Genomic DNA, 24,537 nt, shown 5'->3' with positions numbered 1-24,537 from the left:
GGCGGTATGAAGCGTTTCTATTGGGTGGCCGTGCTGGCCGTTTCCGTGGGCAACAACGCCTGGGCCATGGGGCCCTTCGAGTTCTACGAGCGGGCCCTGCGCAATGACCCGGTCTACCTGGGCGCGATCAAGGAGCGCGATGCGGGCCTGGAAAACCGCGCCATTGGCCGCGCCGGGCTGTTGCCGCAGCTGGGCTACAGCTACAACAAGGGGCGCAACCAGTCCAAGGTCACGTACCTCAACGATAGCGGCGCCAGCCAGCATGACGATCGCAACTACAGCAGCTACGGCTCCAGCCTGACGCTGCAACAACCGCTGCTCGACTACGAGGCTTATGCGGCTTACCGAAAAGGCGTGGCCCAGGCGCTGTTCGCCGACGAAAATTTTCGTGGCAAGAGCCAGGAGTTGTTGGTGCGGGTGCTGAGTTATTACACCCAGGCGCTGTTCGCCCAGGACCAGATCGACATTGCCCTGGCCAAGAAAAAGGCGTTCGAGCAGCAATTCCACCAGAACGAGCATCTGTTTCGCCAGGGCGAAGGTACGCGCACCGACATCCTCGAGGCGCAGGCGCGCTATGAATTGGCAATCGCCGAAGAGATCGAGGCGCGCGATGAGCAGGACGCCGCCTTGCGTGAGCTGGGCTCGCTGATTGGCGTCCCGGCCCTGGATATCGGCGACCTGGCCCCGTTGCACGACACCTTCCAGACCTTTGCCTTGCAGCCGGCCAGTTTCGACACCTGGCACGAGCTGGCGGTGAGCAATAACCCCAGCCTGGCGTCCCAGCGTCAAGCCGTGGACGTGGCGCGTTTCGAGGTGGAGCGCAACCGCGCCGGACACCTGCCCAAGGTCAGCGCCTACGCGACGATGCGCCAGAACGAATCGGAAAGTGGCAATACCTATAACCAGCGCTACGACACCAACACCATCGGCCTGGAAGTCAGTGTGCCGCTGTACGCCGGTGGCGGGGTCTCGGCGTCGACCCGCCAGGCCAGCCGCAATATGGAACAGGCCGAATACGAGCTGGATGCCAAGACCCGCGAGACGCTGATCGAATTGCGCCGCCAGTTCAGCGCCTGCGTGTCCGGGGTGAACAAACTGCGCGCTTATCAGAAGGCCCTGAGCTCCGCTGAAGCGTTGGTGGTCTCGACCCGGCAAAGCATCCTTGGCGGCGAGCGGGTCAACCTCGATGCACTCAATGCCGAGCAACAGCTCTACACCACCCGCCGCGACCTGGCCCAGGCCCGTTACGACTACCTCATGGCCTGGACCAAGCTGCATTACTACGCCGGCACCCTCGGCCCGCAGGACCTGGCGAAGGTGGATGAGGCGTTTGTGTCCCGGGCGCCAATTCAATGATCGGCGCGTTGCCTTTGTGGCGAGGGGATTTGCAAGCCTTGCTCCCACAGATAAATCCCCTCGCCACAGAAGGTATTTTCAGCAATTCATAAAACGCGTTACTAAGGATGGTTCGTGATGAAAGTCGATAACAAAAAACAGCCCGGACAGACGGGCCGAGTGTTTCTGCTCAAGGCCCTCAGCCACGCCGTGCTCTGCGCCCTGGCGACCTTGGGGACGGCCCAGGCGGCGCCTTATGTCGAGAGCGGCAGGGCGGGCAACCCGGACAGTTGGCGCAGCAGTGAATTCAACGCCGAATGGGGGCTGGGGGCAATCAACGCGCAGCAGGCCTACGCCGCCGGGTATACCGGCAAGGGCGTCAAGCTGGGGATCTTCGACCAGCCGGTCTATGCGGCGCACCCGGAGTTCTCCGGCACCGGCAAAGTCGTGACCCTGGTCACCAGCGGCATCCGTGAGTACACCGACCCCTACATTCCGGTGAAGGCCGGTGATGCGTTCCGCTACGACGGCTCACCCACCGTCGGCTCCGATGGCAAGCTGGGTTCCCACGGCACCCATGTCGGCGGAATCGCTGCCGGCAGTCGCGATGGCAGCCCGATGCACGGCGTGGCGTACGACGCGCAGATCATCAGCGCCGACAACGGTGACCCGGGCCCCGAGGATGGCATCATCCTGGGCAACGATGGCGCGGTGTACAAGGCGGGTTGGGACGCGTTGATCGCCAGCGGCGCACGCATCATCAACAACAGTTGGGGCATCGGCATCACCGATCGTTTCGACCAGGGCGGCCGCGATCCGGCGTTCCCGCACTTCACCGTGCAGGACGCGCAACTGCAATTCGACCAGATCAAGCCGCTGCTGGGCACCAAGCCCGGCGGCGCCTACGAGGGCGCTATCGCCGCGGCTCGCAGCGGGATCGTGACGATCTTCGCCGCCGGCAACGACTACAACCTCAATAACCCCGATGCCATCGCGGGCCTGGCGTATTTTGTGCCGGAGATTGCGCCGAACTGGCTCACCGTGGCGGCGCTGCAAGTCAACCCCGACACCGCCAGCGCCGATCCGTACACCATCAGCACCTTCTCGTCGCGCTGCGGCTACACCGCCAGTTTCTGCGTGTCGGCACCGGGCACCCGGGTCTACAGCGCCGTGATCGGCGGCACCAGTGCCGACGACCTGACCGTCGGCTACGCCAACAAGAGCGGCACCTCCATGGCCGCGCCCCATGTTGCCGGCAGCGTGACGGTGTTGATGGAGCGTTTCCCGTACATGACCGGTGCCCAGGTCGCCAGTGTTCTGCGCACCACCGCCACCGACATGGGGGCGCCGGGTGTCGATGCATTGTATGGCTGGGGCATGATCAACCTGGGCAAGGCCATCGACGGTCCAGCGATGCTGGTGACCGAACAGGACATCCCCGAGGAATTTCGCATCGAGGGCGCCTATGGCTCCGGTCAGTTCGTGGCGGACCTGCCGGGTATTGGCGCGATCATCGATGCCGGCAAATCCACGGAGCGGGTGTGCAGTGGCATCCAATGTGGCCTGGACGTTTGGCGTAACGACATCGCCGGCCACGGTGGGCTGACCAAGGAGGGCATCGGCACCCTGGTGCTCACCGGCGCAAACACCTACAGCGGGCCAACCCTGGTCAATCAAGGACGACTGGCAATCAATGGCTCGCTGGTCTCGGCCGTTACCGTCAATGACGGCGGCATCCTCGGCGGCAACGGGCGCATCGCCAGCCTCACCGCCAACCGCGGCGGCAGCGTGGCACCCGGTAACTCCATCGGCACCTTGCAAGTGGCCGGCGATGTGACGTTCCAGCCCGGCTCGAACTACGCGGTGGAAGTCTCGCCGACCTCCAGCGACCTGATCGTGGCCGGCGGCAAGGCCTCCATTGACGGGGCGACGGTGTCGTTGTCCCTGGAAAACAGTCCGACGCTGCTGACGGCCGGCGACGTGAAGAGCCTGCTGGGCAGGCAGTTCAATATCCTGCAGGCCGCCGATGGTATTGACGGGCGCTTCGCTGAAGTCTTGCCCAACTATGCGTTTCTGGGGGGCGACCTGGCGTACAGCGCCAGCGGCATTCAACTGGCGGTCGAGCGTAACGATGCGTCATTTGCCAGCCTCGGCCTGACGCCTAACCAGCGTTCCGTCGCCTCGGCCGCCGAACAACTGGGCGCGGGCAACGGGCTCTACGAAGCCTTGCTCCTTTCGCCCAGCGCCGCCGTGGCGCAACAGGCATTCCAGCAACTGTCTGGTGAAATCCATCCGGCCATTGGCACGCTGCTGATCAACGACAGCCGGCAATTGCGCGACGCCGTGGGGGATCGCCTGCGCCAGGGCGCACTGTACGACGCCGGTACGCCGACCGATGCCAGCGGCAATGCCTGGTTCAAGGTGCTGGGAGCTTGGGGGCAAAGCGATGGCGGACATGATCACGCCGGTACGACCAGCTCCATCGGCGGGCTGCTGGCCGGTGTCGACGGCCTGATCAGCGACCAGACGCGACTGGGCTTCGTCACTGGCTACAGCGACAGTTCGTTGAGCATGGGCGACGGCACCCATTCCTCGGCCAAGGCCGACAGCTATCACCTGGGCGTCTACCTGGGGCATGAAATCGACGCGCTGCGCCTGACCGTCGGCGGTGCCCACAGCTGGCATCGCATCGACGTCAAGCGGGACCTGCAATGGGGCGACGTCAGCGGCCGGGAGAAAACCAAGCGCGATGCCCGGACCACCCAATTCTTCACCGAAGCGGCGTATCGCCTCGACTTGCAACCGGTTGCCCTGGAGCCGTTTGCCAACCTGGCCTATGTGCACTTGGACAGCGACAGTTTCCATGAGAAAGGCGACAACGCAGCCCTGCACGCTGGCGACGACCGTCGCGATGCCGTGCTCTCGACCCTGGGCGTGCGGGCCAGCCATACCCTGGCCCTGTCGGATCAACAGCAACTGCAGCTGTCCGGCTCCCTCGGCTGGCAGCACAACCTGAGCAGTACCACGTCCGAACAGGACCTGGCATTTGCCGGCAGCAGCAACACTTTCGCGGTGCAGAGCGTGTCCATGGACCGCAACGCCGCCGTGATCGGTGCCCGTGCCGGCCTCGCGGTCGCCAAGGATGTGCGGGTCAATCTCGATTACAACGGCCTGATCGGCTCCCGGGATAAAACCCACGGCGTGGGCCTGACGCTGGATTGGCAGTTCTGATCAAAAGGAGGAACTCAACACGCACTTCTGCGGCGCATAGCAGCTGTGTATCAGCTGTGTATCAGCTGTGCAGGAGCTGTGTAGGAGCTGTGTAGGAGCTGTCGAGTGCAACGAGGCTGCGATCTTTCCCCATTCACTTGAGTCTCAAGCGAAAGATCAAAAGATCAAAAGATCGCAGCCTTCGGCAGCTCCTACAGGGCGCAGCCCACCCGGTTTTAGCATTCCAACAACAAAAAGAGAGCAACAACCATGGGTATCTACGACTACAAGAACCTCGGCACTACCGAATCCAAGGCACTGGTCAGCGACGCAATGGCGATCATGCTGTATTCCTACCACAACCTCGACAACGGCTTTGCCGCCGGTTACCAGCACAACGGCTTCGGTGCCGGCCTGCCGGCGACCCTGGTGACCGCGCTGCTGGGCAGCACCGATTCCCAAGGGGTGATTCCCGGCGTGCCGTGGAACCCTGACTCGGAAAAACTGGCCTTGGAGGCAGTCCAGAAGGCCGGTTGGACGCCCATCAGCGCCGCGCAACTGGGTTACGCCGGCAAGGTGGATGGCCGCGGGACGTTTTTCGGTGAAAAGGCCGGCTATACCACCGCGCAGGTAGAGATCCTCGGCAAGTACGACGCCGAGGGTCACTTGCAGGAAATCGGCGTGTCGTTTCGCGGCACCAGCGGCCCTCGGGAAAACCTGATTGGCGATTCCATCGGCGACGTGATCAACGACCTGATGGCCGCGCTGGGGCCCAAGGACTATGCGAAAAACTACGCCGGTGAAGCCTTTGGCAACCTGCTGGGGGACGTCGCGAAGTTCGCCCAGGCCCATGGCCTGACGGGCAACGACGTGCTGGTCAGTGGCCACAGCCTGGGCGGGCTGGCGGTCAACAGCCTGGCGGATTTGAGCGCCAGTCAATGGTCAGGGTTCTACGCCGATGCCAACTACATCGCCTACGCCTCGCCAACCCAGAGCAGTACCGACAAGGTCTTGAACATCGGTTACGAGAACGATCCGGTGTTCCGCGCCCTGGACGGCTCGACGTTCAACCTCGCGTCGGTAGGTGTACACGATGGGCAACAGGAATCGGCCACTAACAATATCGTCAGCTTCAACGACCACTACGCTTCGACGGCATGGAACGTGTTGCCGTTTTCCATTCTCAACATCCCCACCTGGATTTCCCACCTGCCTACCGGCTATGGCGACGGCATGGGCCGGATCATGGGCTCGGTGTTCTACGACCTCACCGAAAAAGACTCCACTATCATCGTCGCGAACCTGTCTGACCCTGCGCGCGCCAATACCTGGGTGCAAGACCTCAACCGCAATGCTGAAACCCACACCGGCAGCACGTTCATCATCGGCAGCGACAGCAATGACCTGATCCAGGGCGGCCGGGGCAACGACTACCTGGAAGGCCGCGCCGGCAATGACACCTTTCGCGATGGCGGTGGCTACAACGTGATCCTGGGCGGGCAGGGCAGCAACAGCCTGCAATTGCAGCAGTCGGTGAAGGATTTCAGTTTCGCCCATGACGGGGCCGGGACGCTGTATATGCGCGACGCTCATGGCGCGATCAGCATCACCCGCGACATCGGCACGTTGGTCAGTAAGGAGTCCGGGTTGTTCTGGGGGCTGCTCAAGGATGAGGTGAGCCACAGCGTCACTGCCAATGGCCTGGTGGCCGGCGCCAACCTGACGGCGTATGCCTCCTCGATCAAGGGCAGCACGGCCAACGACACCCTGGTGGCGGGAGCGAAGGGTGACTGGCTGTTCGGCCAGGACGGCAACGATGTGCTGGTGGGCGGCGCGGGTAACGACACCTTCGTCGGTGGTGCGGGCAATGACCAGATGCAAGCGGGAGGCGGCACTGACACCTTTCTCTTCAACGGCGCCTTCGGCCACGACCGGATCAGCGGTTACGATGCGGGGGACAAGCTGGTGTTCCTCGGCGTGCCGGGCGCCGGGGAAGGTCATGACTACAGCCAGTACCTGTCACAAGTGGGCAATGACACACTGCTCAAGGTCGGCGACAGTTCCGTGACCCTGGTGGGCGTTGGTCTGGGTCAGGTGGGGGGCGAAGGGATCGTGTTCGCCTGATATCGCCATCGCGAGCAGGCTCGCTCCCACAATGGATCTCGGGTGTATGCAGTATTTGTATTCACCACCGAACCTTGTGGGAGCGAGCTTGCTCGCGATTGGGCCGGCACATCCAACCCCGCTGCTACTGACTCACCACTATCGCGAGCAAGCTCGCTCCCACAGTGGGTCACAGGTGTGTACTGGATTGGTGTTCACCACCGAGCCTTTGTGGGAGCGAGCCTGCTCGCGATGGCGGTGCGGCAGGCGAATCACTGGTAATCAGTCTTCCTTGCGAATGGTTGCCACATCATCGGCGCGCACCCGGACTTTCCTGCCGGAAATATCCTCGAACTCGTAGAAACCGTCAGCGGTGCGGGTATTGGGGGTGTCCTTGGTCAAATACTGGGTACCGTTCTGCAAGGTCACCACGGTTGGCGACGCGCAGCCAGCCAGAGCCAGAAATGCCACGGCGACCATGGGCAGGCCCAGAAACCTGATGTTCATAACCATAACCTCTCAATCAAAAGGACACGGAGCAGTTGATTCGACCGCGCCATCACATTAGCTAACCGCCATTGGTCTCGCTTGTCGTAGGAAAGTTCATCGCTGGCTGAAGGATTTCACCTTAAATATAGGAGACCGTTCATCTTTTGCTGTTGCCTGGCTGGTTTACAGCTGTTATCTGTATGCATAACCAGTATCCGATATCCTTGGCGTTCTTTCCGTGGCAGTCCGTTCCCTCGACGATCCGTTTTACTACCTGAACAACTTCCAGCAGGTGCTCGCTTGGTTGACGCAGCGTTATGCCGATGTGCTCAGCACCGACGAGCAGCGCTTCATCGAGCACTTCGCCGCGCTGCCGCGTGGCGCCCAAGGCTTGCTGGTGCGGATGGTGATGCGCAAGGGGCTTCGGTTCCGCCATAGCAAGCTGCATTACCCGGAAATTGGCGACATCGGCGCCGCCGTTGCGCCACTGCTGGCGCTGGGTTGGGTCGATGAACAGGCCCCCATCGGGCTCGTCGAGCTGTTCGAGGTGCTGCTCAAGCCGGAAATCCTCCTGTGCCTGGGCCATCTGATCGAACAGCCGAAGGCGAAAAAGACCGAATGGCTCCAGGCCTTGGACGAACGCCTCAACCCGCCCCAGCCGTTCGATGTCTGGTGCCCGCAGCTGGACGACCGGCTGTACAGCCTGACGATCATGAGTCTGTGCGACCGGCTGCGGTTGATGTTTTTCGGCAACCTTTACCAGGATTGGTCGGAATTCGTCCTGGCGGACCTGGGTATCTTCACCTACGAAACCGTAGAGTTCAGCGCCGAGTCACGGGGCTTGCGCAGCCGCGAGGACGTCGATGCCTGCCTGTTCCTGCACGACTGCCAGCAGCGCTTCGAAGCTGGCGAGCCCCTGGAAGAGATCGTCGCCCAGGTCAACGAGCTGTCTCTGGACAACCCGTGGCTGGAGCGGCGCCGGGGCAAGTTGTTGTTCCAGATTGGCCAGCACGGCGAACGTATCGGCGACTTCGCCTTGGCCTTGGGGATCTATCGCGATTGCGCTTACCCGGGCGCGCGGTTGCGGATGGTCCGGGTGCTGGAGCGCATCGGCGAATACGCCCTGGCCCTTGAACAGGGCGAGGCGGCGATGCAGGCACCGCAAAGTGCCGCTGAAACCCAGGCCTTGCTGCGGATCGTGCCCCGTCTTCGACGCAAGTTGGGCGGGCCACCGGTGCCACGGAGCCTGGCCCGGGAAGTGGAGCGCCTGGAGCTGCAACTGCCGCGCGTCGATCCGACCTTGTCGGTGGAGTACCACGTCCAGGCCCACCTGCACGACGACACCGCGCCAGTGCATTACGTCGAGAACAGCCTGATCAATTCGCTGTTCGGCCTGCTGTGCTGGCCAGCGATCTTCGCGCCGTTGCCGGGCGCGTTTTTCCACCCGTTCCAACGCGGGCCGGTGGACCTGCTCAACGAAGATTTCCATGCCCGTCGCGCCGAGCTGTTTGCGGCCTGCCTGGCAGAGTTGGACGATGGCCGCTATCGGCAGACCATCGGCCGTCGCTATGCCGAAAAGTGGGGCGTGCAGTCACCTTTCGTATTCTGGAGCGCGCTGTCCGAGCCCTTGCTGGAGCAAGCCCTCGATTGCCTGCCGGCCACGCATCTCAAGCACTGGTTTGACCGTCTGCTGCTGGACATCAAGGCCAACCGCGCCGGCATGCCGGACCTGATCCAGTTCTGGCCGCAGCGCAAGACCTACCGCATGATCGAAGTCAAAGGCCCCGGTGATCGCCTGCAAGACAACCAACTGCGCTGGCTGGAGTTCTGCCATGAACACCAGATGCCCGTTGCCGTTTGTTATGTGCAATGGGCAGAGTCAGCCATCGCGAGCGAGCTCGCTCCCACAGGGAATGAGTCACCACAGATCAAATGTGGGAGCGAGCTTGCTCGCGATGGGGCCCCATGACCCCGGCACCCAGCTACAGCATCGCCGTACGGGCGCTGTGTGAGTTCACCGCCAAGGTGGGCGACCTTGACCTGCGTTTTACCCCCTCGCCGACAGCCTTGGAAGGCATCGCCGGCCATCGCACCGTCGCCTCGCGGCGCAACGAGGGTTATCAGGCCGAGGTGGCCCTCGACGGTCATTACCAGACACTGAAAGTCAAAGGCCGGGCCGACGGCTACGATCCGGCCCGCCAGTGCCTTGAAGAAGTGAAAACCTACCGCGGCGACCTGAGCAAACAACCGGCCAACCATCGCCAATTGCATTGGGCCCAGGCGAAAATCTATGGCTGGCTGATGTGCCAGAAACTGCAGTTGCCGCACATCGACGTGGCCCTGGTGTATTTCGACATCGTCAGCGAAAAGGAAACCTGCATCACTCAACGTTTCGAAGCGGCGCAGTTGCAAGCCTTCTTCGAAGCGCAATGCGCGTTGTTCCTGGCCTGGGCCGAACAGGAAATGGCCCATCGACAGACGCGCAACCTCGGCGCGCAATCGCTGGTATTTCCCCATGCGGGTTTCAGACCGGGGCAACGGCACCTGGCCGAATCAGTGTTCAAAGCGGTCAGTACCGGCCGCTGCCTGATGGCCCAGGCGCCCACGGGCATCGGCAAGACCGTCGGTACCTTATTCCCAATGCTCAAGGCTTTGACGCCGCAGCAACTGGACAAGGTGTACTTCCTCACGGCGAAAACCCCGGGGCGCAAGCTGGCCCTGGATGCGGCGCGCGTGATCACCCGCAGCGCGCCGTCGATGCCATTGCGGGTGCTGGAAATGATCGCCCGGGACAAGGCTTGCGAACACCCGGACAAAGCCTGCCATGGCGAATCCTGCCCGCTGGCCCGTGGTTTCTACGACCGCTTGCCGGGTGCCCGGGCAGCGGCGAGCCAGGTCACGTTGCTCGACCAGGCGGCGTTGCGCGAGATTGCGCTGGCCCATGAGGTCTGCCCGTATTACCTCAGCCAGGAAATGGCCCGCTGGGCCGACGTGGTGGTGGCCGACTACAACTATTACTTCGACTTCAGCGCGTTGCTCTTCGGCCTGGCCCAGGCCAACGGCTGGACTGTCGCGACCTTGGTGGATGAAGCCCATAACCTGGTGGAGCGCGGGCGGCAGATGTACAGCGCGACCCTCGATCAGGCCACGTTGAGCAGCGTACGCAAAACCGCCCCCGAACCGCTGAAGAAATCCCTGGACAGGGTCAATCGCCAGTGGAACGCCTTGCATACGCCCCAGATAGCGGCCTATCAGGCCTATGAAAAACTGCCGGAAAAACTGCTCCAGGCCCTGGCCACCTGCACGACGGCTATCGGCGATTACCTCAACGATAACCCCCAGGGCCTGGACAGTGGATTGCAGACGTTTTACTTCGACGCGTTGCAGTTTGGCCGGGTGGCGGAAGCCTTCGACAAGCACTTCCTGTTCGACATCCACAAGCGCGAACTCGGTCGTCAGCGCAGCCTGTCGACACTGTGCCTGCGCAACGTGGTGCCGGCCGCGTTCCTGCGGCCCAGGCTGACGGCGGCCCGCAGCACGGTGCTGTTTTCCGCGACCCTGAGCCCCCGGCACTACTACGCAGATTTGTTGGGGACGCCGGGCGACACGGTATGGATCGACGTGGAATCGCCGTTCAAGGCCGAACAACTGGACGTGCAGGTTGTCAGCCGCATTTCCACCCGTTTTGCCCATCGCCAGGCGTCCCTGGAACCCATTGCCGCGTTGATGGCCCGCCAGTTCAGCGAGCGCCCGGGCAACTACCTGGCTTTTTTCAGCAGCTTCGATTACTTGCAGCAAGTGGCTGGGCTGTTTGCCGAGCGGTACCCGCAAATTGCGCTCTGGACGCAATCACGCGGCATGGGCGAAGCCCCCCGGCAGGCGTTTCTCGAGCGGTTCATGGAGCACAGCCAAGGCATTGGCTTTGCGGTGCTGGGCGGTGCGTTCGGCGAGGGCATCGATTTACCGGGTTCACGCCTGATCGGCGCGTTCATCGCCACCTTGGGGCTGGCGCAGTTCAACCCGGTCAATGAGCAGATAAAACAACGCATGGCCGCGATCTTCGGCGATGGCTACGACTACACGTACCTGTATCCCGGCCTGCAAAAAGTCGTGCAGGCCGCCGGCCGCGTCATCCGCACCCAGCAGGATCGCGGGGTGGTGGTGCTGATCGATGACCGGTTTGGCGAGGCCAGGGTGCAGCACTTATTGCCGCGTTGGTGGTCTGTCACTCAGGAAACACACCCCGCCACTGGGGAATCCATCAGGGCTGGGTTTGGTTGATCATTCCCACGCTCCTGCGTGGGAATGTCGCCAGGGACGCTCCGCGTTCCGCTTCTTAAAACATCGGCTGACACCTTGCCAGCGCTCAATAATTTTTCCTGGCGCCAGACTTGTTCCATACTCCGCAAAAGTCCACACGGATGCCCCGGCCAGATGCTTGAGAACGCCCCCAAGACCCCACTCATGAACGAGGAACAGCGCTTTCGCCTGCTCATCGACGCTGTGGTTGACTACGCCATCTACATGACCGACCCATCGGGCATCATCACCAGCTGGAATTCCGGCGCCAGGCGTTTCAAGGGCTACGAGGAATCCGAGATCCTGGGCCAGCATTTCTCCCGTTTCTACACCGATCAGGATCGCGCCGCCGGCCTGCCGCAACGGGCGCTGGACACGGCCCTGCATGAGGGGCGCTTTGAAGGCGAGGGCTGGCGGGTACGCAAGGACGGCACGCTGTTCTGGTCCCATGTGGTGATCGATCCGATCATCGACAGCCAGAGCGGTACCTTGCTTGGTTTCGCCAAGATCACCCGCGACCTGACCGATCGCAAGATGGCCGAGGAAACCCTCAAGCAGAGCGAGCAGCAGTTCCGCCTGCTGGTGCAAAGCGTCACCGATTACGCCATCTACATGCTCGACCCGCAAGGCCAGGTCACCAACTGGAACCTGGGGGCGCAGCGGATCAAGGGTTATCTACCGGCCGAAGCCATCGGCCAGCATTTCTCGATGTTCTACACCCCCGAAGATCGCGATACCGGCGAACCGCAGCGCGCGTTGAGCATCGCCGCCAGCGAAGGGCGTTTCGAGAAAAAGGGCTGGCGCATGCGCAAGGACGGCACGCGCTTCATGGCTCACGTGGTGATCGATGCGATCCGCAGCGACACCGGCATGCTGTTGGGCTTTGCCAAGATCACCCGCGACATTACCGATGTCACCCAGGCCCAGCAGGCCCTCGAACAGGCCCGCGAGGCGCTGTTCCAATCCCAGAAACTGCAAGCCATCGGCCAGCTTACCGGCGGCATCGCCCATGATTTCAACAACCTGTTGACGGTCATCCTTGGCAACCTGGAGATCGTGCGCAAGCGCATGCCCAACGAGCCGAAACTTACTCAATTGCTGGACAACGCGACCCAGGGCGCGCTGCGCGGGGTTTCGCTGACCCAACGCATGCTGGCGTTTGCCCGCCGGCAAAAACTGACCTACGAATCGGTCGAGCTGTCGACCCTGGTGCAGGGTATCAGTGGCCTGCTGCAAAGCTCCCTGGGCCCGTCGATACACGTCCAGACCCGTTTCGCCGAGGCACTGTCGCCGGTGTTGGCCGATGTCAACCAACTGGAACTGGCGATTCTCAACCTGGCGACCAACGCCCGGGACGCCATGCCCCATGGCGGCCAACTCATGATTACCGCCGATGAGCGGCAAGGGTGTGATGCGACCCCGGACAAGCCGATGGCCCCCGGGCGCTACATTTGCCTGGCGATTACCGATGAAGGCGAGGGCATGGATGAAGCCACGCTGGCCTCGGCCGTGGACCCGTTCTTCACCACCAAGGGTGTCGGCAAGGGCACTGGCCTGGGGTTGTCCATGGTGCATGGCCTGGCGGAGCAGTTGGGGGGACGCCTGACGCTCAGCAGCCAGAAAGGTGTCGGTACCACCGCGCAGTTGTGGCTACCGGTGGCGAACAACCCGGCACCGGGCAAAGCGTCGATCCAGGAAGCAACACAGCCGGTCGACGAGTTGAAAGTGCTGGTGGTCGATGATGACAGCCTGGTGCTGACCAGCACGCGCCTGTTGATCGAAGACCTCGGGCACCGGGTCCTTTGCGCAGCCTCGGGCGCCCAGGCGCTGGAGTTGCATGAGCGCAACCCGGACATCGACCTGGTGATCACCGACATGGCCATGCCGCAGATGGACGGTGCGCAGCTGGCGAAACTGTTGCGCGACCGCCAACCGACCCTGCCCATCATCCTGGCCACCGGTTATGCCGAACGCCTGGAAGGTTTCGCCACGCAATTGCCTCGGTTGATCAAGCCGTTCAAGCAGATTGACCTGGTGCAGATCATTGGGCAGACAATGAAGTAGTCAGCAGCGCAACATCCGCCTCCTGTGGCGAGGGCGCTGCGTAGAAGCTGTGTAGGAGCTGTGTAGGAGCTGTCGAGTGCAACGAGGCTGCGATCTTTCCCCAGACACTTGAGCCTCAAGCGAAAGATCAAAAGATCAAAAGATCAAAAAATCGCAGCCTTCTGCAGCTCCTACAGTACAAGAGCAGTCGCTTATTCAGTGTTCTTCTTGAACCCACGCAAATTCATCGCACACAGGCAAAACTGCAACACGATCAATGCATACGCGTGGGTATGAAGCCCCCAGATCACCCACAGAATATTGCTGGCAATAAAACAACTGAATCCCGCCACCCGGCGTCGCGGTTGGCGTGAGCCGATCAACCAGGCGGCCAGCACCGTGACGAGCATCGCTGGCCATTGCACCCATCCAAGATAATCCACACAAGCGTCCTCTTGCCCTTACGAACTAGAGACCCTGGCGGTTGGGAAGCGTTTCCTTGGACATTGGATGCACCTGCGGTCCATTGGCTTGAACTTGCCGTGTGCCGGGTTCTTCTAATGAGTCCGAATCATCACTGAGGCTCAGCCTGCGCAATGCCCAGAATACTCACCGGGCCCACCCCGGAAGAAGAACTGACGGAACACAACGCCAAACTGTTCGGCTCGCCCAAGGAACGACTGGATTTCTATCGCCGGGAAATCCAGTACGAAACCAGCATCCTGGCCAACCGAACCGATGCTTACCTCGCCGCCCAATCCTTCCTGGTGATCGCCTTTGCTTCGTGCATGGCCAACCTGAACCCGGAGTGGGGCAAGTTGTTCACGCTGATCGTGCCGCCATTTCTGGCCTTGCTGGGCTTCTTGAGCTCGCTCAATGCCTGGCCGGGCATCAAGGCGGCCTACGAAATCATCGATCACTGGCATTTCAAACAGAGCGAGTTATTACGCGCCGAACCCTTGATGGGCCTGGCCTACGACGAGTCACCGCTGTTCAGCGAGCGGGAGTCGACGCACAAAGGCTACCGCAAGTCGCTGCTGTTCTCGGTGCGTACACCATGGATCTTCGCCACCTTCTGGGTGTTGTTGGGGGTGTATTCGGTCTATATCCAGATGGGCGATCCTGGCGGTTGAGACACACTTGCCTCAGCCCGAATGCTTGTGGCGTTCATACCACGCCAGGGTCGGTTGGGTCGTGACACCATGGACCAGAATGCTCAACGCCACCACCGACAGGGTGAGGTTGATGCACAGTTGCGCCACCTCCGGCTGCAGGTCATGGTTCAAGGCGAAAAACAGATAAAACAGACTACCGATCCCGCGGATGCCAAACCAGCCAATCAGCAGCCGTTGCGGTCCGTCGAGCAATCGCCCCCAGGGTAACGCCAGCACACTCAACGGGCGGATGACGGCAAACAGCAGGGCACCGATCGCCAAGGCCCGCCAGTCCCAATGGTTGGCCAGCACGATGCCGAGCAGGGTAACCAGGAATACCTCCATCGATCGCTCCACCAGGCTGCCGAATGCGAGCATGTCGCTCATCATGACCCCGGCAGCCAATTGACCATCGTCCAGCGACTCGGTATCGCCCAGGACAGCCTGCTGGGGATCGACGGTTTCGTGGCCCACCACCGGTTGCACCAGATGCTCTGCCGGCGGCGCCGCTTCATCGGTGGACTTGACCTCGGCCTGACGCAGCCCCAGGCCGGCGGCGAACACTGAGAGAAAGCCGTAGCCCTGGATCCATTCGGCCACGACGTAAGCCAGGGCAATCAGCGCCAGGGCCAGGTAGTCATTGGGCGACAGCGTGCTGTCGGCATTCTTGATGCGCATCGACAAGGTCAGCTTGCCAATCCCGCGTCCCATCCAATAGCCGACCAGCAAACCCGCGGGCACCGCCCAGAGGACGTCACTCAGCAGCCATTCACCGAGAAAACCGCTGCCGTCTTCGCGCAGCATCAACAGGCCGAGGATCACGAAGGGAAACGCCGTCCCGTCGTTCAGTCCCGCTTCGCCCGACAGGCCGAAACGCACCCGGTCGTCATCCCGCGCGTCGTTGACCTGCACCAGCGCCGCCAGCACCGGATCGGTAGGTGCCAACATCGCGCCGATCAGCATCGACACGCCCCAACTCAGCCCGAACAGATAATGCAATGCCAGGCACAGGCCGGCGATGCACAGGATCATCACCGGCCCGGCCAGCCCAAAGGCCACGCGCCAGGCACGGTTGTTGAGGGGCAGACGCAACTTGAGGCCGCTGACGAACAACGAAAACACCACCGCGACCTCCGTGAGGTGCTCCATCCAGACCGACGAGTCGCTGATGTCCAGCTTCAGCACGTCCAATCCCATCGGCCCGATGGCGACGCCCAGCACCAGGCACATCGCCGAGGTGGTGACCGGCATCCAGCGCAGATAGGAGGAGGTCAGGGCCAGGGTCAGCAACACCGCACCGAGCACCGCTACCCATACTGTGAAAGTCATCGTTGCTCCTTGGATAGCAAAGGGGGTCAGTCGCAACACCCTGTACGACCGCCAAGCACAATTCTGTGGCGAGGGGATTTAGCGAAACGTCGCACCGCCCCGCTGTGGGAGCAAAGCTTGCTCGCGATGCAGGCGCCTCGGTTCCAGAGAGACCGCGTTGTTTTTATCGCGGGCAAGCCTTGCTCCCACAGATAAATCTCCTCGCCACAAGGGTGTTCACTTGCTGGTATTGGCGCACTTGTCCTCATTCGAGGGCTGGAGCGAAACGAGGGTTCCCCTCGTGAACGGACGCCCCCGTTTATCCGCCTGCCTTTCAACCCAACGGAATTTTTCGCCGTTGTCGGTGCTCTGCAACAGAAGAGACGTGTTGATTCAGCGTCCGCCGAGAACCCAAGAGGCCCTTATGACTGCGCTGACACCCCTTCAATCCCGGCCGGCTACCGTGCACCCCGTTACGCCTGACGGGCACGTGCGCCAATACTATGAACGACTGTTCCAGGGCCCCGACGACGCCGACAAGCAAGCCGTCGCCCAAGCGTTCCTCCAGGAATGTATCGCAAAGGCTGCGGCGCTCCCCCAGGAGATGCCCGATGACCCCATGGCGCTGCAGGCCTGGGTCGAGCGGCACAGCGTCGGCGTGGCCCGGCAATACGCTGACTACCTGGAGCGGCGCAAAAATGGCGGCGCGCGCGAGTTCTTCAGCGGCAAGGCCCACGCCCTGTACTTCCTGCAGGCGGTGGCACCGACCAAACGGGTGGACGGTGCCTGGCTGTATGGCGTGGTCAAGCACTGGCACGACCACCGTTTCGAAGGGCTGCTGTGCACCTACCTGGAAGAACTGGGGGACGGTCATCCCGCGCAGAACCATGTGGTGCTCTATCGCAAGTTGCTTGCCGAACACGACCTGTCGGATGCCCCGGACATCGACGACGACCTTTATCTGCAAGGCGCTGTGCAACTGGCCTTGGGTTACGCCGGCGACGAATACCTGCCAGAGGTCATCGGCTACAACCTGGGCTATGAGCAATTGCCCTTGCATCTGTTGATCAGCGCCTATGAGCTGAGCGAACTGGACATTGATCCGTACTATTTCACCCTTCATGTCACCATCGACAACGCCAGCACCGGCCACGCCCATAAGGCCGTGCAAGCGCTGCTGCAACTGATGCCGATGGAAGCCGATCGTGAAGCCTTCTGGCACCGGGTCACGTTGGGCTATCGCCTCAACGACCTGGGGCAGGGCAGCCGGGACATCATCGGCTCGTTCGACCTGGATCGCGAAGTGCTGGACATGCTTGAACGCAAACGCCCGTTCGGCCAGCACATGCATTCCGATTACTGCAAGTTCGAAGGCAAGACCGTCAACCAGTGGCTTTCGGCCCCAGGCCAGTTGGAAGGGTTCTTGGCGGCAATGCAGAACAAAGGCTGGATCAAACGCCATGAAGACCCGCAAAACAGCCGCTTCTGGACGCTGATCAACGGGGCTGGCGCAGCCATGTTCGGGGTCTTCAGCCCCTACGAAAAACAGCTGCTGCACGATTGGATAGCCGGTGACTGGCTGGACGAGGGCACAAGGTCCGGCGCCCGGCGCGGTCCGGTTGCGGCTTGCGAGCCAACGACGCCGATGGATGATCCCGATGTACAAAGCTTGCAACAGGCACTGCAGGGCCGGGCGCCCAACGAGCAGATGCAGGTCCTGATGCCCTGGCTCTGTGCCCGGCGTCATAGCCATCCGGCGGGGCTGTTGGCGACTCGCCGTTTCATCGAACTCAAATCCGCACTTCGCTAGGGAGCCCTGCATGAATGAGGAAGAACGCCTGTCCGAGACGGACCTTGCGCTGCTGCAACTGGGCCGACGCCTGCAAGCCGACGGCTACCGCTTCATTACCCCGACGCCGTTGACCCACGAGCGGGTCAACCAACGGCCCGGCAATGAACGCGCCAAGACCTTGCGGGACGTGTTCGGCTGGTCACGGCCGTTTGCCCCGGGGCTGATCAGCACCGACGAACAGCGGCAACTGCAAGACGCCCAGGTGCTGGAAGCACACGACGGCCTGTTGCGTAGCCGCGTACGCTGGTCGAGCCTGGATGGCTTGCTGTTCGCTCATTCGCAGTTCCCCACCCAGGCGACCGATGCGGTGTTTTTCGGCCCTGACAGCTACCGCTTTGCCCAACTGATCCATACTCATCTGCAACAGAACTTCACGGCGGTGCATCGCGCCGTGGACATTGGTTGTGGTGCTGGCGTCGGTGCGATCGTGATTGCCCGCGCCCGGCGTGAAGCGCAAGTGCTGGCGGTGGACATCAACCCGCAAGCCTTGCGCCTGAGTGCTGTGAACGCCGCGCTGGCCGAGGTGGGCAATGTCGAGGTCGCTCGTAGCGACGTGCTGCAGGACGTGCCAGGCAACTTCGACCTGATCGTCGCCAACCCGCCGTACATGGCCGATCCATCCGAACGCGCCTATCGCCATGGCGGCGGTGCACTGGGCGCCGGGTTGTCGTTGCGCATCGTCGAACAGGCCTTGCCCCGGCTCACACCGGGCGGCTCGCTGGTGCTCTACACCGGCGTGGCGATGGTGGATGGGCGCGCCCCGTTCCTGGAAGCGCTGGGCCAGTGGCGTGACTCGGCGGATTTCGGCTGGACCTACAAGGAATTGGACCCGGACGTGTTTGGTGAGGAATTGCTGACGCCGGGTTATCAGGACGTGGAAAGGATCGCCGTGGTGGCGTTGGTTGTAACCCGCATTGGCGCAGGTATTGGCGGGGTTATCGGAGGGATTATCGATGAACAGGCGCATGAAATTCGGCATTGAAGAGGAGTATTTCATCACCGATCTGCAAACCCGTCACATGCCAGGCGAGCCACCCGCGGAGGCTGTCGCCGCGTGCCAGGCCGAGCTGGGCAAGCATTTCGCCCATGAAATGTTCCTGTGCCAAGTCGAGATGGCATCGCCCATCTTTCGCAGCCTGCCCGAGGCCGCCGACTACCTGAGCCAGGTGCGTACGGGCTTGAACCAGCGGTTGGCACCGTATGGCCTGGGCCTGCTCAGCGCCGGTTCACACCCGATGACGACCCAAGTGCTACAGCCGACCGACGAGCTGCATTTCCAGCAATTGTTCGATGATTACCAGCGGGTGGCGCGGCGCAGCGTGCTGTCGGGCCTGCATGTCCATGTGGAAGTTCCGGCCACCCAGGATCGGGTGCGGGTCATGAATGAGATCCTGCCCTGGTTGCCGATGTTCTTGGCCCTGAGCGCTTCATCGCCGTTCTGGAACGGCGGCTACAGTGGCTTCAGCAGCTATCGACAAGTGGCCTGCGATGAATGGCCACGCATGGGCGTGCCGGAGTTTTTCGAAGACGAGTCGGCGTTCGCCAGCTACGTCGACATGCTCATGCGTACCGGGTCCATTCGCCAACCCAGCGATTGCTGGTGGGTGATACGGCCTTCCTCACGTTACCCCACGCTGGAACTGCGCATTTGTGATGCCTGTCCTCGGGTCGACGACGTTCTCTGTCTGGTCTCGCTGTTTCGCCTGATGGTGGCCCATGCCGTGGCGCAGCGCCGGCCTGGTGCCCACTACAGCCAGATGTCCCAGTGGGTCCTCAAGGAGAATCGCTGGCGGGCCAAGCGGCACGGGATTCTCGCAGAGTTTATCGTCGAGGGGCAGGAACAGCCGATGCTGATCGGTGAATGGCTGACCCTGGCCGAACAAACCTTCGGTGAGACCGCAGCAGAGCTGGGTGTCCAGGACGTGTTCAAGCAAGTGCGCCGCATGGTGCAGGAAGGCACCAGCGCCGACCGGCAAATCGTCCTCTTCGAACAGGGGCTGCTGCTGGGCGATTCCGTCGAACAGGCCTTGAGCCGCGTGGTCGATCAATTGCTCGCGGAAACCGCCGGGCTGCCGGTCGCCGATCTGGCGTTGCAACAGGTGGCAGGTGGGCCATGAGCCGCAAGACCCTGGATGACTACAACCGCATGCGTGACTTCGCCGCCACCCCGGAGCCGGCGGCGAAGCGCTCGCGCAAATCGGCGAAGACTGCCCATGCCTTGCAGTTCTGTATTCAAAAACACGACGCCTCGCGGCTGCATTACGACTTTCGGCTGGAGCTGGACGGTGCGCTCAAGAGCTGGGCGGTGCCCAAAGGTCCCTCCCTGGATCCGAAAGCCAAGCGCCTGGCGGTGCATGTCGAAGACCATCCACTGGATTACGCCACGTTCGAAGGCAACATCCCCGAGGGTCATTACGGCGCCGGTGACGTTATCGTCTGGGACCGGGGCGTCTGGATTCCCCAGGATGATCCCCATGAGGCCTATGAAAAAGGCCGGCTCAAGTTCGAGCTGCAAGGCGAAAAGCTCAGCGGCCTGTGGAACCTGGTGCGCACCCACATGCCCGGCAAGCAGGAGCAGTGGTTCCTGATCAAGCATCAGGACCAGGCCGCCCGTCCCGAGAGTGAATACGACGTGGTCCAGGCCGAACCGAACAGCGTGCTCAGCGATCGCAGCCTCGTGCCCAAGCGCCGCGGCAAGGCTGCTGCAGCCAAAGCGGTGAAACAACCGGAAAAGGCCGCGCAGGCGAAATCGCCAAGACGCGCCGCGAAAACCACCCTCAGCGGCGCGGTCGCCGGACCGTTGCCGGAAACCCTCAAGCCGGAACTGGCAACGCTGGTGGAAAGCGCGCCCGACGGCGAGTGGCTCTATGAAATCAAGTTCGACGGTTACCGGGTCATGGCGCGCATCGAAAACGCCGACGTAAGGCTGCTGACCCGCAACGGCCATGATTGGACCCACAAATTGCCAAGACAGGCCGAAGCCTTGGCCGCGCTGGGCCTGGAGTCGGCCTGGCTCGACGGCGAGATGGTGGTTGCCAACGACCAGGGTGTGCCGGACTTCCAGGCCTTGCAGAATGCCTTCGAGGCCGGCAGCAGCGGCAAGATCGCCTATTACCTGTTCGACATGCCGTACCTCAACGGCATGGATTTGCGCAAAGTGCCGGTGCAAGAGCGCCGGGCCGCACTGGCCGCGGTGCTGGAGCCCAACGAAAGCCCCTTGCTGCGGTTTTCCGATGCCTTTGAGGAAACTCCCGAAGCGCTGCTCAACAGCGCCTGCCAGATGCAGATGGAAGGGTTGATCGGCAAGCGCATCGGCAGTGCTTATGTGTCCAGGCGTAGCAACGACTGGATCAAGCTCAAGTGCAAGAATCGCCAGGAGTTCGTGGTGGTGGGCTTCAGCGATCCCAAGGGCGCTCGCAGCGCCTTCGGTGCCTTGCTGCTGGGGCTGCATGACGCTGACAGCGGCCAGTTACGCTATGCTGGCAAGGTCGGCACCGGGTTCAACGAAACCACCCTTAAAAGCATCTACCAGCAACTGCTGCCCCTGAAAACCAAAAAGGCCGCCGTGGTCAATCCGCCCAGCGGTTACGAAGCCAAGGGCGTGCACTGGCTCGAGCCGACGCTGTTGGCCGAAGTGGCCTTTGCCGAAATGACTAAGGACGGCTCCGTGCGCCATGCGGTCTTCCATGGCTTGCGCAATGACAAGCCGGCCAAGGAGATTACCCAGGAGCTGGCCAAGCCCATGAAAAAAACCGCTGCGACAAAAAAAACCAAAGCCAAGGATGAACCTGGCACGACACCAGCCAAAACCAAGAGCAAGGCCAAGGCACCGGCTTTGGACGGCAAGGTCCGCATCACCCATCCGGAGCGGGTCATTGATGCCAGCAGCGGCACCACCAAGCTGCAACTGGCCGAGTACTACGCCAGCGTTGCCGAATTCATCCTGCCGGAACTGGCGGATCGCCCGGTGGCCTTGGTCAGGGCGCCGGATGGCATCGCCGGGGAACTGTTCTTCCAGAAGAACGCCGAGCGCCTGGCGATTCCCGGTATCACCAGTCTGGACAAGGAGCTGACCGGGCAGCCGGTGATGATCATCAATAACGCTGAGGCGCTGATCGGCGCGGTGCAGATGAGCACGGTGGAGCTGCACACCTGGAATGCCACCTCGGTCGATCTGGACAAGCCTGACCGTTTCGTCCTCGACCTTGACCCGGACCCGGCGTTGCCCTGGAAAAGCATGGTCGAGGCGACGCAGCTCACGTTATCGGTGCTCGATGAGCTGGGGCTCAAGGCGTTTCTCAAGACCAGCGGTGGCAAGGGCATCCATGTGGTGGTGCCGCTGACGCGCAAGCTGGGTTGGGACGAGGTCAAGGGGTTCAGCCATGCGATTGTCAGTCACATGGCCAAGCTGCTGCCGGACCGTTTTTCGGCGGTGTCCGGGCCGAAGAATCGGGTAGGGCGGATTTTCATCGATTACCTGCGCAATGGTTTGGGTGCTACCACCATCTGTGCCTACGCCGCTCGGACCCGGGAAGGGTTGCCGGTTTCGGTGCCTGTTTTTCGTGAGGAGGTGGCCGAGCTCAAGGGGGCGAATTTGTGGAATGTACATAACGTTCATGAGCGTCTGGCGGAAGTTGGGCATGAGCCTTGGGCTGGGATTAAGCGAACTCGGCAGAGTATTACGGCTGAGATGCGTAGGCGTATTGGTATGAGGGAGACGGATAAGTAGTGTGTTTTACAGGGGGTGTGGATCCATTGCTGCGGTAACGGCTACTTATGGTTCCGCTTAACGGGGTGCCGAGATCAACGTCCACCGCGAGGCGGCCTGACAGCCGACCTGGTTCTTGGTGGAGACCGCGTTTTTCCTGTGGGAGCGAGCTTGCTCGCGATGGGCACTGCAACGCCGCCGTCATTGGCGGCTGCAGTATCACCTTCAGCCCACCGGCAGTCGCAGATATTCCGGCTGCAGGTAGTTGAACCACAGCAGGATCATTTCCACCAGGATTGTCACCAGGACCAGCAAGCCGACGCCCCAGACACTCGCCGAGTAGAGCAGGCCCTTTTCTTTCCTGAGGCTCATGAACTTGGGCAATCCGACGAATAGCAGGAATGTCGAGTAGGCCGAGGCCAGCAACAAGACGGCCACCGCCAGCCAGCGATTCGGGTAGAGCCCGAAAATCCCGGCCAGGAAGTACGGCGTCGCGGTGTAGGCGGCGAAGCCGATGCATTGGTTGACCGTCGGACGGACGTCGAAGGAGCGGGACATCCAGCGAATGAACAGTCCCATCAGCGCAACGCCGACCACGCTGGTCAGGTACAGCAGCACGCACAACTGAAACGCGCTGGCGCGGCTGAGCCGTACCGTTTCGTTTTCGGCCAGGCTCCAACCGATCCAGGTGGTGCCGATGAACAGGCACACCGCGGGAATCAGGGCCAGCAACAGCAAATGAGCCAGGTAATGGCGCGGATGAGCCTGTTCCTGCTCGCGAATGTCTGTCCAGGCGAAATCAGGGTGCGTGAACAGTTTGACGAAAGGTGCAGACATGACGACCTCCTGATCGGGATGGCCTCTGCATGAGGCCCTTATAGGTTTGGGGTACAGCAAAAGACCGTGGTTTCATTTATTTGCTGGCGCAGGACGACGAGGCGATAAAGGGAATGAATTACATCGGCAAGAGTCAACCCATCAGCATCCCTGAAGGACCCTTTGCCATGACTGCAGCCCAAATCCTGGTTGATTATCTACGTGAGCATGACCTGCGCCTGACCACCGCCGAGTCCTGTACCGCCGGGCAGATCGTCACGTTGCTCGCCGAGGTGCCGGGCAGTGGTTCACTGATCGAAAGCGGCTATGTGGTGTATTCCCCTGAAGCCAAGCAGCGCTTGCTGGGTGTCAGTCCACGCACCATCGACACCTTCAATCTGACCAGTCGTGAAGTGGCCGAGGAGATGGCCCTTGGCGCCTTGCGCGACGCCAATGCCAATGTCGCAGTGGCGACCACCGGACTGCTCGGACCAGATGACAAGGACGGTATACCCGCCGGCACCGTGTGTTTTGCCTGGGCGTTCGATCTGAACGGCCAGCGAGCGCTGTTCAGCCGCTGCGAACGGTTCTTTGGCAGTCGCGGCCAGGTGCAATTGTGGGCAGCGCAGTACGCGTTGCAGCAATTGCCGGCCTTTCACCAACGTGCCGTGGCCGGTGAGCGTCGATAGGGATAGATCATGACCGATCGATACGAGCAGGACGACCACCGCAGCCGCCAGTTCCCGGTGCGCGAAGACATGGCCTTCCAGCACAAGGTCTGGCGCTTCGAGCGAGTGGGTTGGTACGTGTTGGTGCTGCTGGTGATCCTGACCTTGCTGGGGCTGTTTTCCCGTGGGCCATTGAGCAGCCGGGAGCTGCAAAGTCGCGACGGTAGCCTCGGCGTCGAATACGAGGCCTTCCATCGCAACGGCTCCACCAACGCCATGGTCATTCGTCTCAAGGGTCAACCCAACGCGGTGCTGGAAGTCGAGTTGGGCGGCGACTGGCTGGAAGGTTTCGAGGTGCAAGCGTTGCAACCGGCGCCAATACACTCGGCGGGCGCGGGGCAGGGTATGACACTCCGGGTCCAGGCCGATGAACGGGGGCAGGCCAGCCTGCATCTGTCATTGCTCGGCGAAGGGCTCGGCACTTATCACAGCCGTATCGCCACCTCCGGCGGTGCCACGCTCAGTTTCAATCAGTTCATTTTTCCTTAGGTG

At 61.9% G+C, this 24,537-nt stretch carries 17 protein-coding genes; 13 read left to right on the top strand and 4 right to left on the bottom strand.

From position 1 onward, the window contains the following. Positions 1 to 6: 6 nt before the first annotated feature. The 3 genes from ASC85_RS18450 to ASC85_RS18440 all read left to right on the top strand — a co-directional run bounded on the left by ASC85_RS18450 (position 7) and on the right by ASC85_RS18440 (position 6,669). Complete coding sequence (locus ASC85_RS18450) at positions 7 to 1,356, top strand: TolC family outer membrane protein (protein ID WP_057450816.1); 1,350 nt, start codon at positions 7 to 9, stop codon at positions 1,354 to 1,356. Between the two features lie 117 nt (positions 1,357 to 1,473). After that, positions 1,474 to 4,566 (top strand): autotransporter serine protease, encoded by a 3,093-nt coding sequence (locus tag ASC85_RS18445; RefSeq protein ID WP_057450815.1) that lies wholly within the window; start codon positions 1,474 to 1,476, stop codon positions 4,564 to 4,566. A 249-nt stretch (positions 4,567 to 4,815) separates the two neighbouring features. Then, positions 4,816 to 6,669 (top strand): polyurethane esterase, encoded by a 1,854-nt coding sequence (locus ASC85_RS18440; protein WP_057450814.1) that lies wholly within the window; start codon positions 4,816 to 4,818, stop codon positions 6,667 to 6,669. 261 nt (positions 6,670 to 6,930) lie between these two features. Here ASC85_RS18440 and ASC85_RS18435 read toward each other — a convergent pair whose 3' ends face one another. Continuing rightward, complete coding sequence (locus tag ASC85_RS18435; RefSeq protein ID WP_003201785.1) at positions 6,931 to 7,155, bottom strand: YgdI/YgdR family lipoprotein; 225 nt, start codon at positions 7,153 to 7,155, stop codon at positions 6,931 to 6,933. A 220-nt stretch (positions 7,156 to 7,375) separates the two neighbouring features. Between ASC85_RS18435 and ASC85_RS18430 the strand changes: the two genes are divergently transcribed. The 3 genes from ASC85_RS18430 to ASC85_RS18420 all read left to right on the top strand — a co-directional run bounded on the left by ASC85_RS18430 (position 7,376) and on the right by ASC85_RS18420 (position 13,500). Beyond that, a complete protein-coding gene (locus ASC85_RS18430; protein ID WP_057450813.1) occupies positions 7,376 to 9,106 on the top strand; it encodes a VRR-NUC domain-containing protein in 1,731 nt (576 codons plus the stop codon). Beyond that, complete coding sequence (locus ASC85_RS18425) at positions 9,103 to 11,418, top strand: ATP-dependent DNA helicase (protein WP_057450812.1); 2,316 nt, start codon at positions 9,103 to 9,105, stop codon at positions 11,416 to 11,418. Before ASC85_RS18430 ends, ASC85_RS18425 begins: the two co-directional genes overlap by 4 nt. A 153-nt stretch (positions 11,419 to 11,571) precedes the next feature. Then, positions 11,572 to 13,500: a hybrid sensor histidine kinase/response regulator gene (locus tag ASC85_RS18420; RefSeq protein ID WP_057450811.1), complete on the top strand. Its 1,929-nt coding sequence runs from the start codon at positions 11,572 to 11,574 to the stop codon at positions 13,498 to 13,500. A gap of 191 nt (positions 13,501 to 13,691) precedes the next feature. On the opposite strand, the gene ASC85_RS18415 is transcribed toward ASC85_RS18420, so the two are convergent. Further along, on the bottom strand, positions 13,692 to 13,922 hold the full coding sequence (locus ASC85_RS18415) for a hypothetical protein (protein ID WP_003201793.1): 231 nt from the start codon (positions 13,920 to 13,922) through the stop codon (positions 13,692 to 13,694). Between the two features lie 153 nt (positions 13,923 to 14,075). Between ASC85_RS18415 and ASC85_RS18410 the strand changes: the two genes are divergently transcribed. Then, entirely contained in the window at positions 14,076 to 14,612 is a 537-nt protein-coding gene (locus ASC85_RS18410) for a hypothetical protein (RefSeq protein WP_003201795.1), read from the top strand. Between the two features lie 12 nt (positions 14,613 to 14,624). On the opposite strand, the gene ASC85_RS18405 is transcribed toward ASC85_RS18410, so the two are convergent. Beyond that, complete coding sequence (locus ASC85_RS18405) at positions 14,625 to 15,962, bottom strand: cation:proton antiporter (RefSeq protein ID WP_057450810.1); 1,338 nt, start codon at positions 15,960 to 15,962, stop codon at positions 14,625 to 14,627. Positions 15,963 to 16,365: 403 nt separating this feature from the next. Here ASC85_RS18405 and ASC85_RS18400 point away from each other — a divergent pair, with 403 nt between their 5' ends. The 4 genes from ASC85_RS18400 to ligD are packed head-to-tail and all read left to right on the top strand — an operon-like array spanning position 16,366 to position 22,522. Beyond that, a complete protein-coding gene (locus ASC85_RS18400) occupies positions 16,366 to 17,751 on the top strand; it encodes an iron-containing redox enzyme family protein (RefSeq protein WP_057450809.1) in 1,386 nt (461 codons plus the stop codon). 10 nt (positions 17,752 to 17,761) lie between these two features. Then, on the top strand, positions 17,762 to 18,775 hold the full coding sequence (locus ASC85_RS18395; RefSeq protein ID WP_057450808.1) for a methyltransferase: 1,014 nt from the start codon (positions 17,762 to 17,764) through the stop codon (positions 18,773 to 18,775). Next, the gene (locus ASC85_RS18390) at positions 18,747 to 19,910 is read left to right on the top strand and encodes a carboxylate-amine ligase (RefSeq protein ID WP_057450807.1); all 1,164 of its coding nucleotides are present in this window, start codon (positions 18,747 to 18,749) and stop codon (positions 19,908 to 19,910) included. The genes ASC85_RS18395 and ASC85_RS18390 overlap by 29 nt, the downstream gene beginning before the upstream one ends. Next, positions 19,907 to 22,522, top strand: coding sequence for a DNA ligase D (gene ligD, locus ASC85_RS18385; protein WP_057450806.1), 2,616 nt, complete (start codon positions 19,907 to 19,909; stop codon positions 22,520 to 22,522). The genes ASC85_RS18390 and ligD overlap by 4 nt, the downstream gene beginning before the upstream one ends. A 204-nt stretch (positions 22,523 to 22,726) precedes the next feature. Here the strand turns inward: ligD and ASC85_RS18380 are convergent, their stop codons facing one another. Continuing rightward, a complete protein-coding gene (locus ASC85_RS18380) occupies positions 22,727 to 23,338 on the bottom strand; it encodes a Yip1 family protein (protein ID WP_057450805.1) in 612 nt (203 codons plus the stop codon). 167 nt (positions 23,339 to 23,505) lie between these two features. Here ASC85_RS18380 and ASC85_RS18375 point away from each other — a divergent pair, with 167 nt between their 5' ends. Both ASC85_RS18375 and ASC85_RS18370 read left to right on the top strand, forming a co-directional pair. Continuing rightward, positions 23,506 to 24,006 carry a CinA family protein gene (locus tag ASC85_RS18375; RefSeq protein ID WP_057450854.1) on the top strand — a complete coding sequence of 167 codons (501 nt, stop codon included), beginning with the start codon at positions 23,506 to 23,508 and terminating at the stop codon, positions 24,004 to 24,006. Between the two features lie 9 nt (positions 24,007 to 24,015). Continuing rightward, positions 24,016 to 24,534, top strand: a complete 519-nt coding sequence (locus ASC85_RS18370; RefSeq protein ID WP_057450804.1) for a hypothetical protein — start codon at positions 24,016 to 24,018, stop codon at positions 24,532 to 24,534. Positions 24,535 to 24,537 lie beyond the last annotated feature (3 nt).

The organism is Pseudomonas sp. Root401 (assembly GCF_001425105.1).
Classification (GTDB): Bacteria; Pseudomonadota; Gammaproteobacteria; order Pseudomonadales; family Pseudomonadaceae; genus Aquipseudomonas; species Aquipseudomonas brassicacearum.
This window is presented reverse-complemented; position numbering and strand designations above follow the sequence as displayed.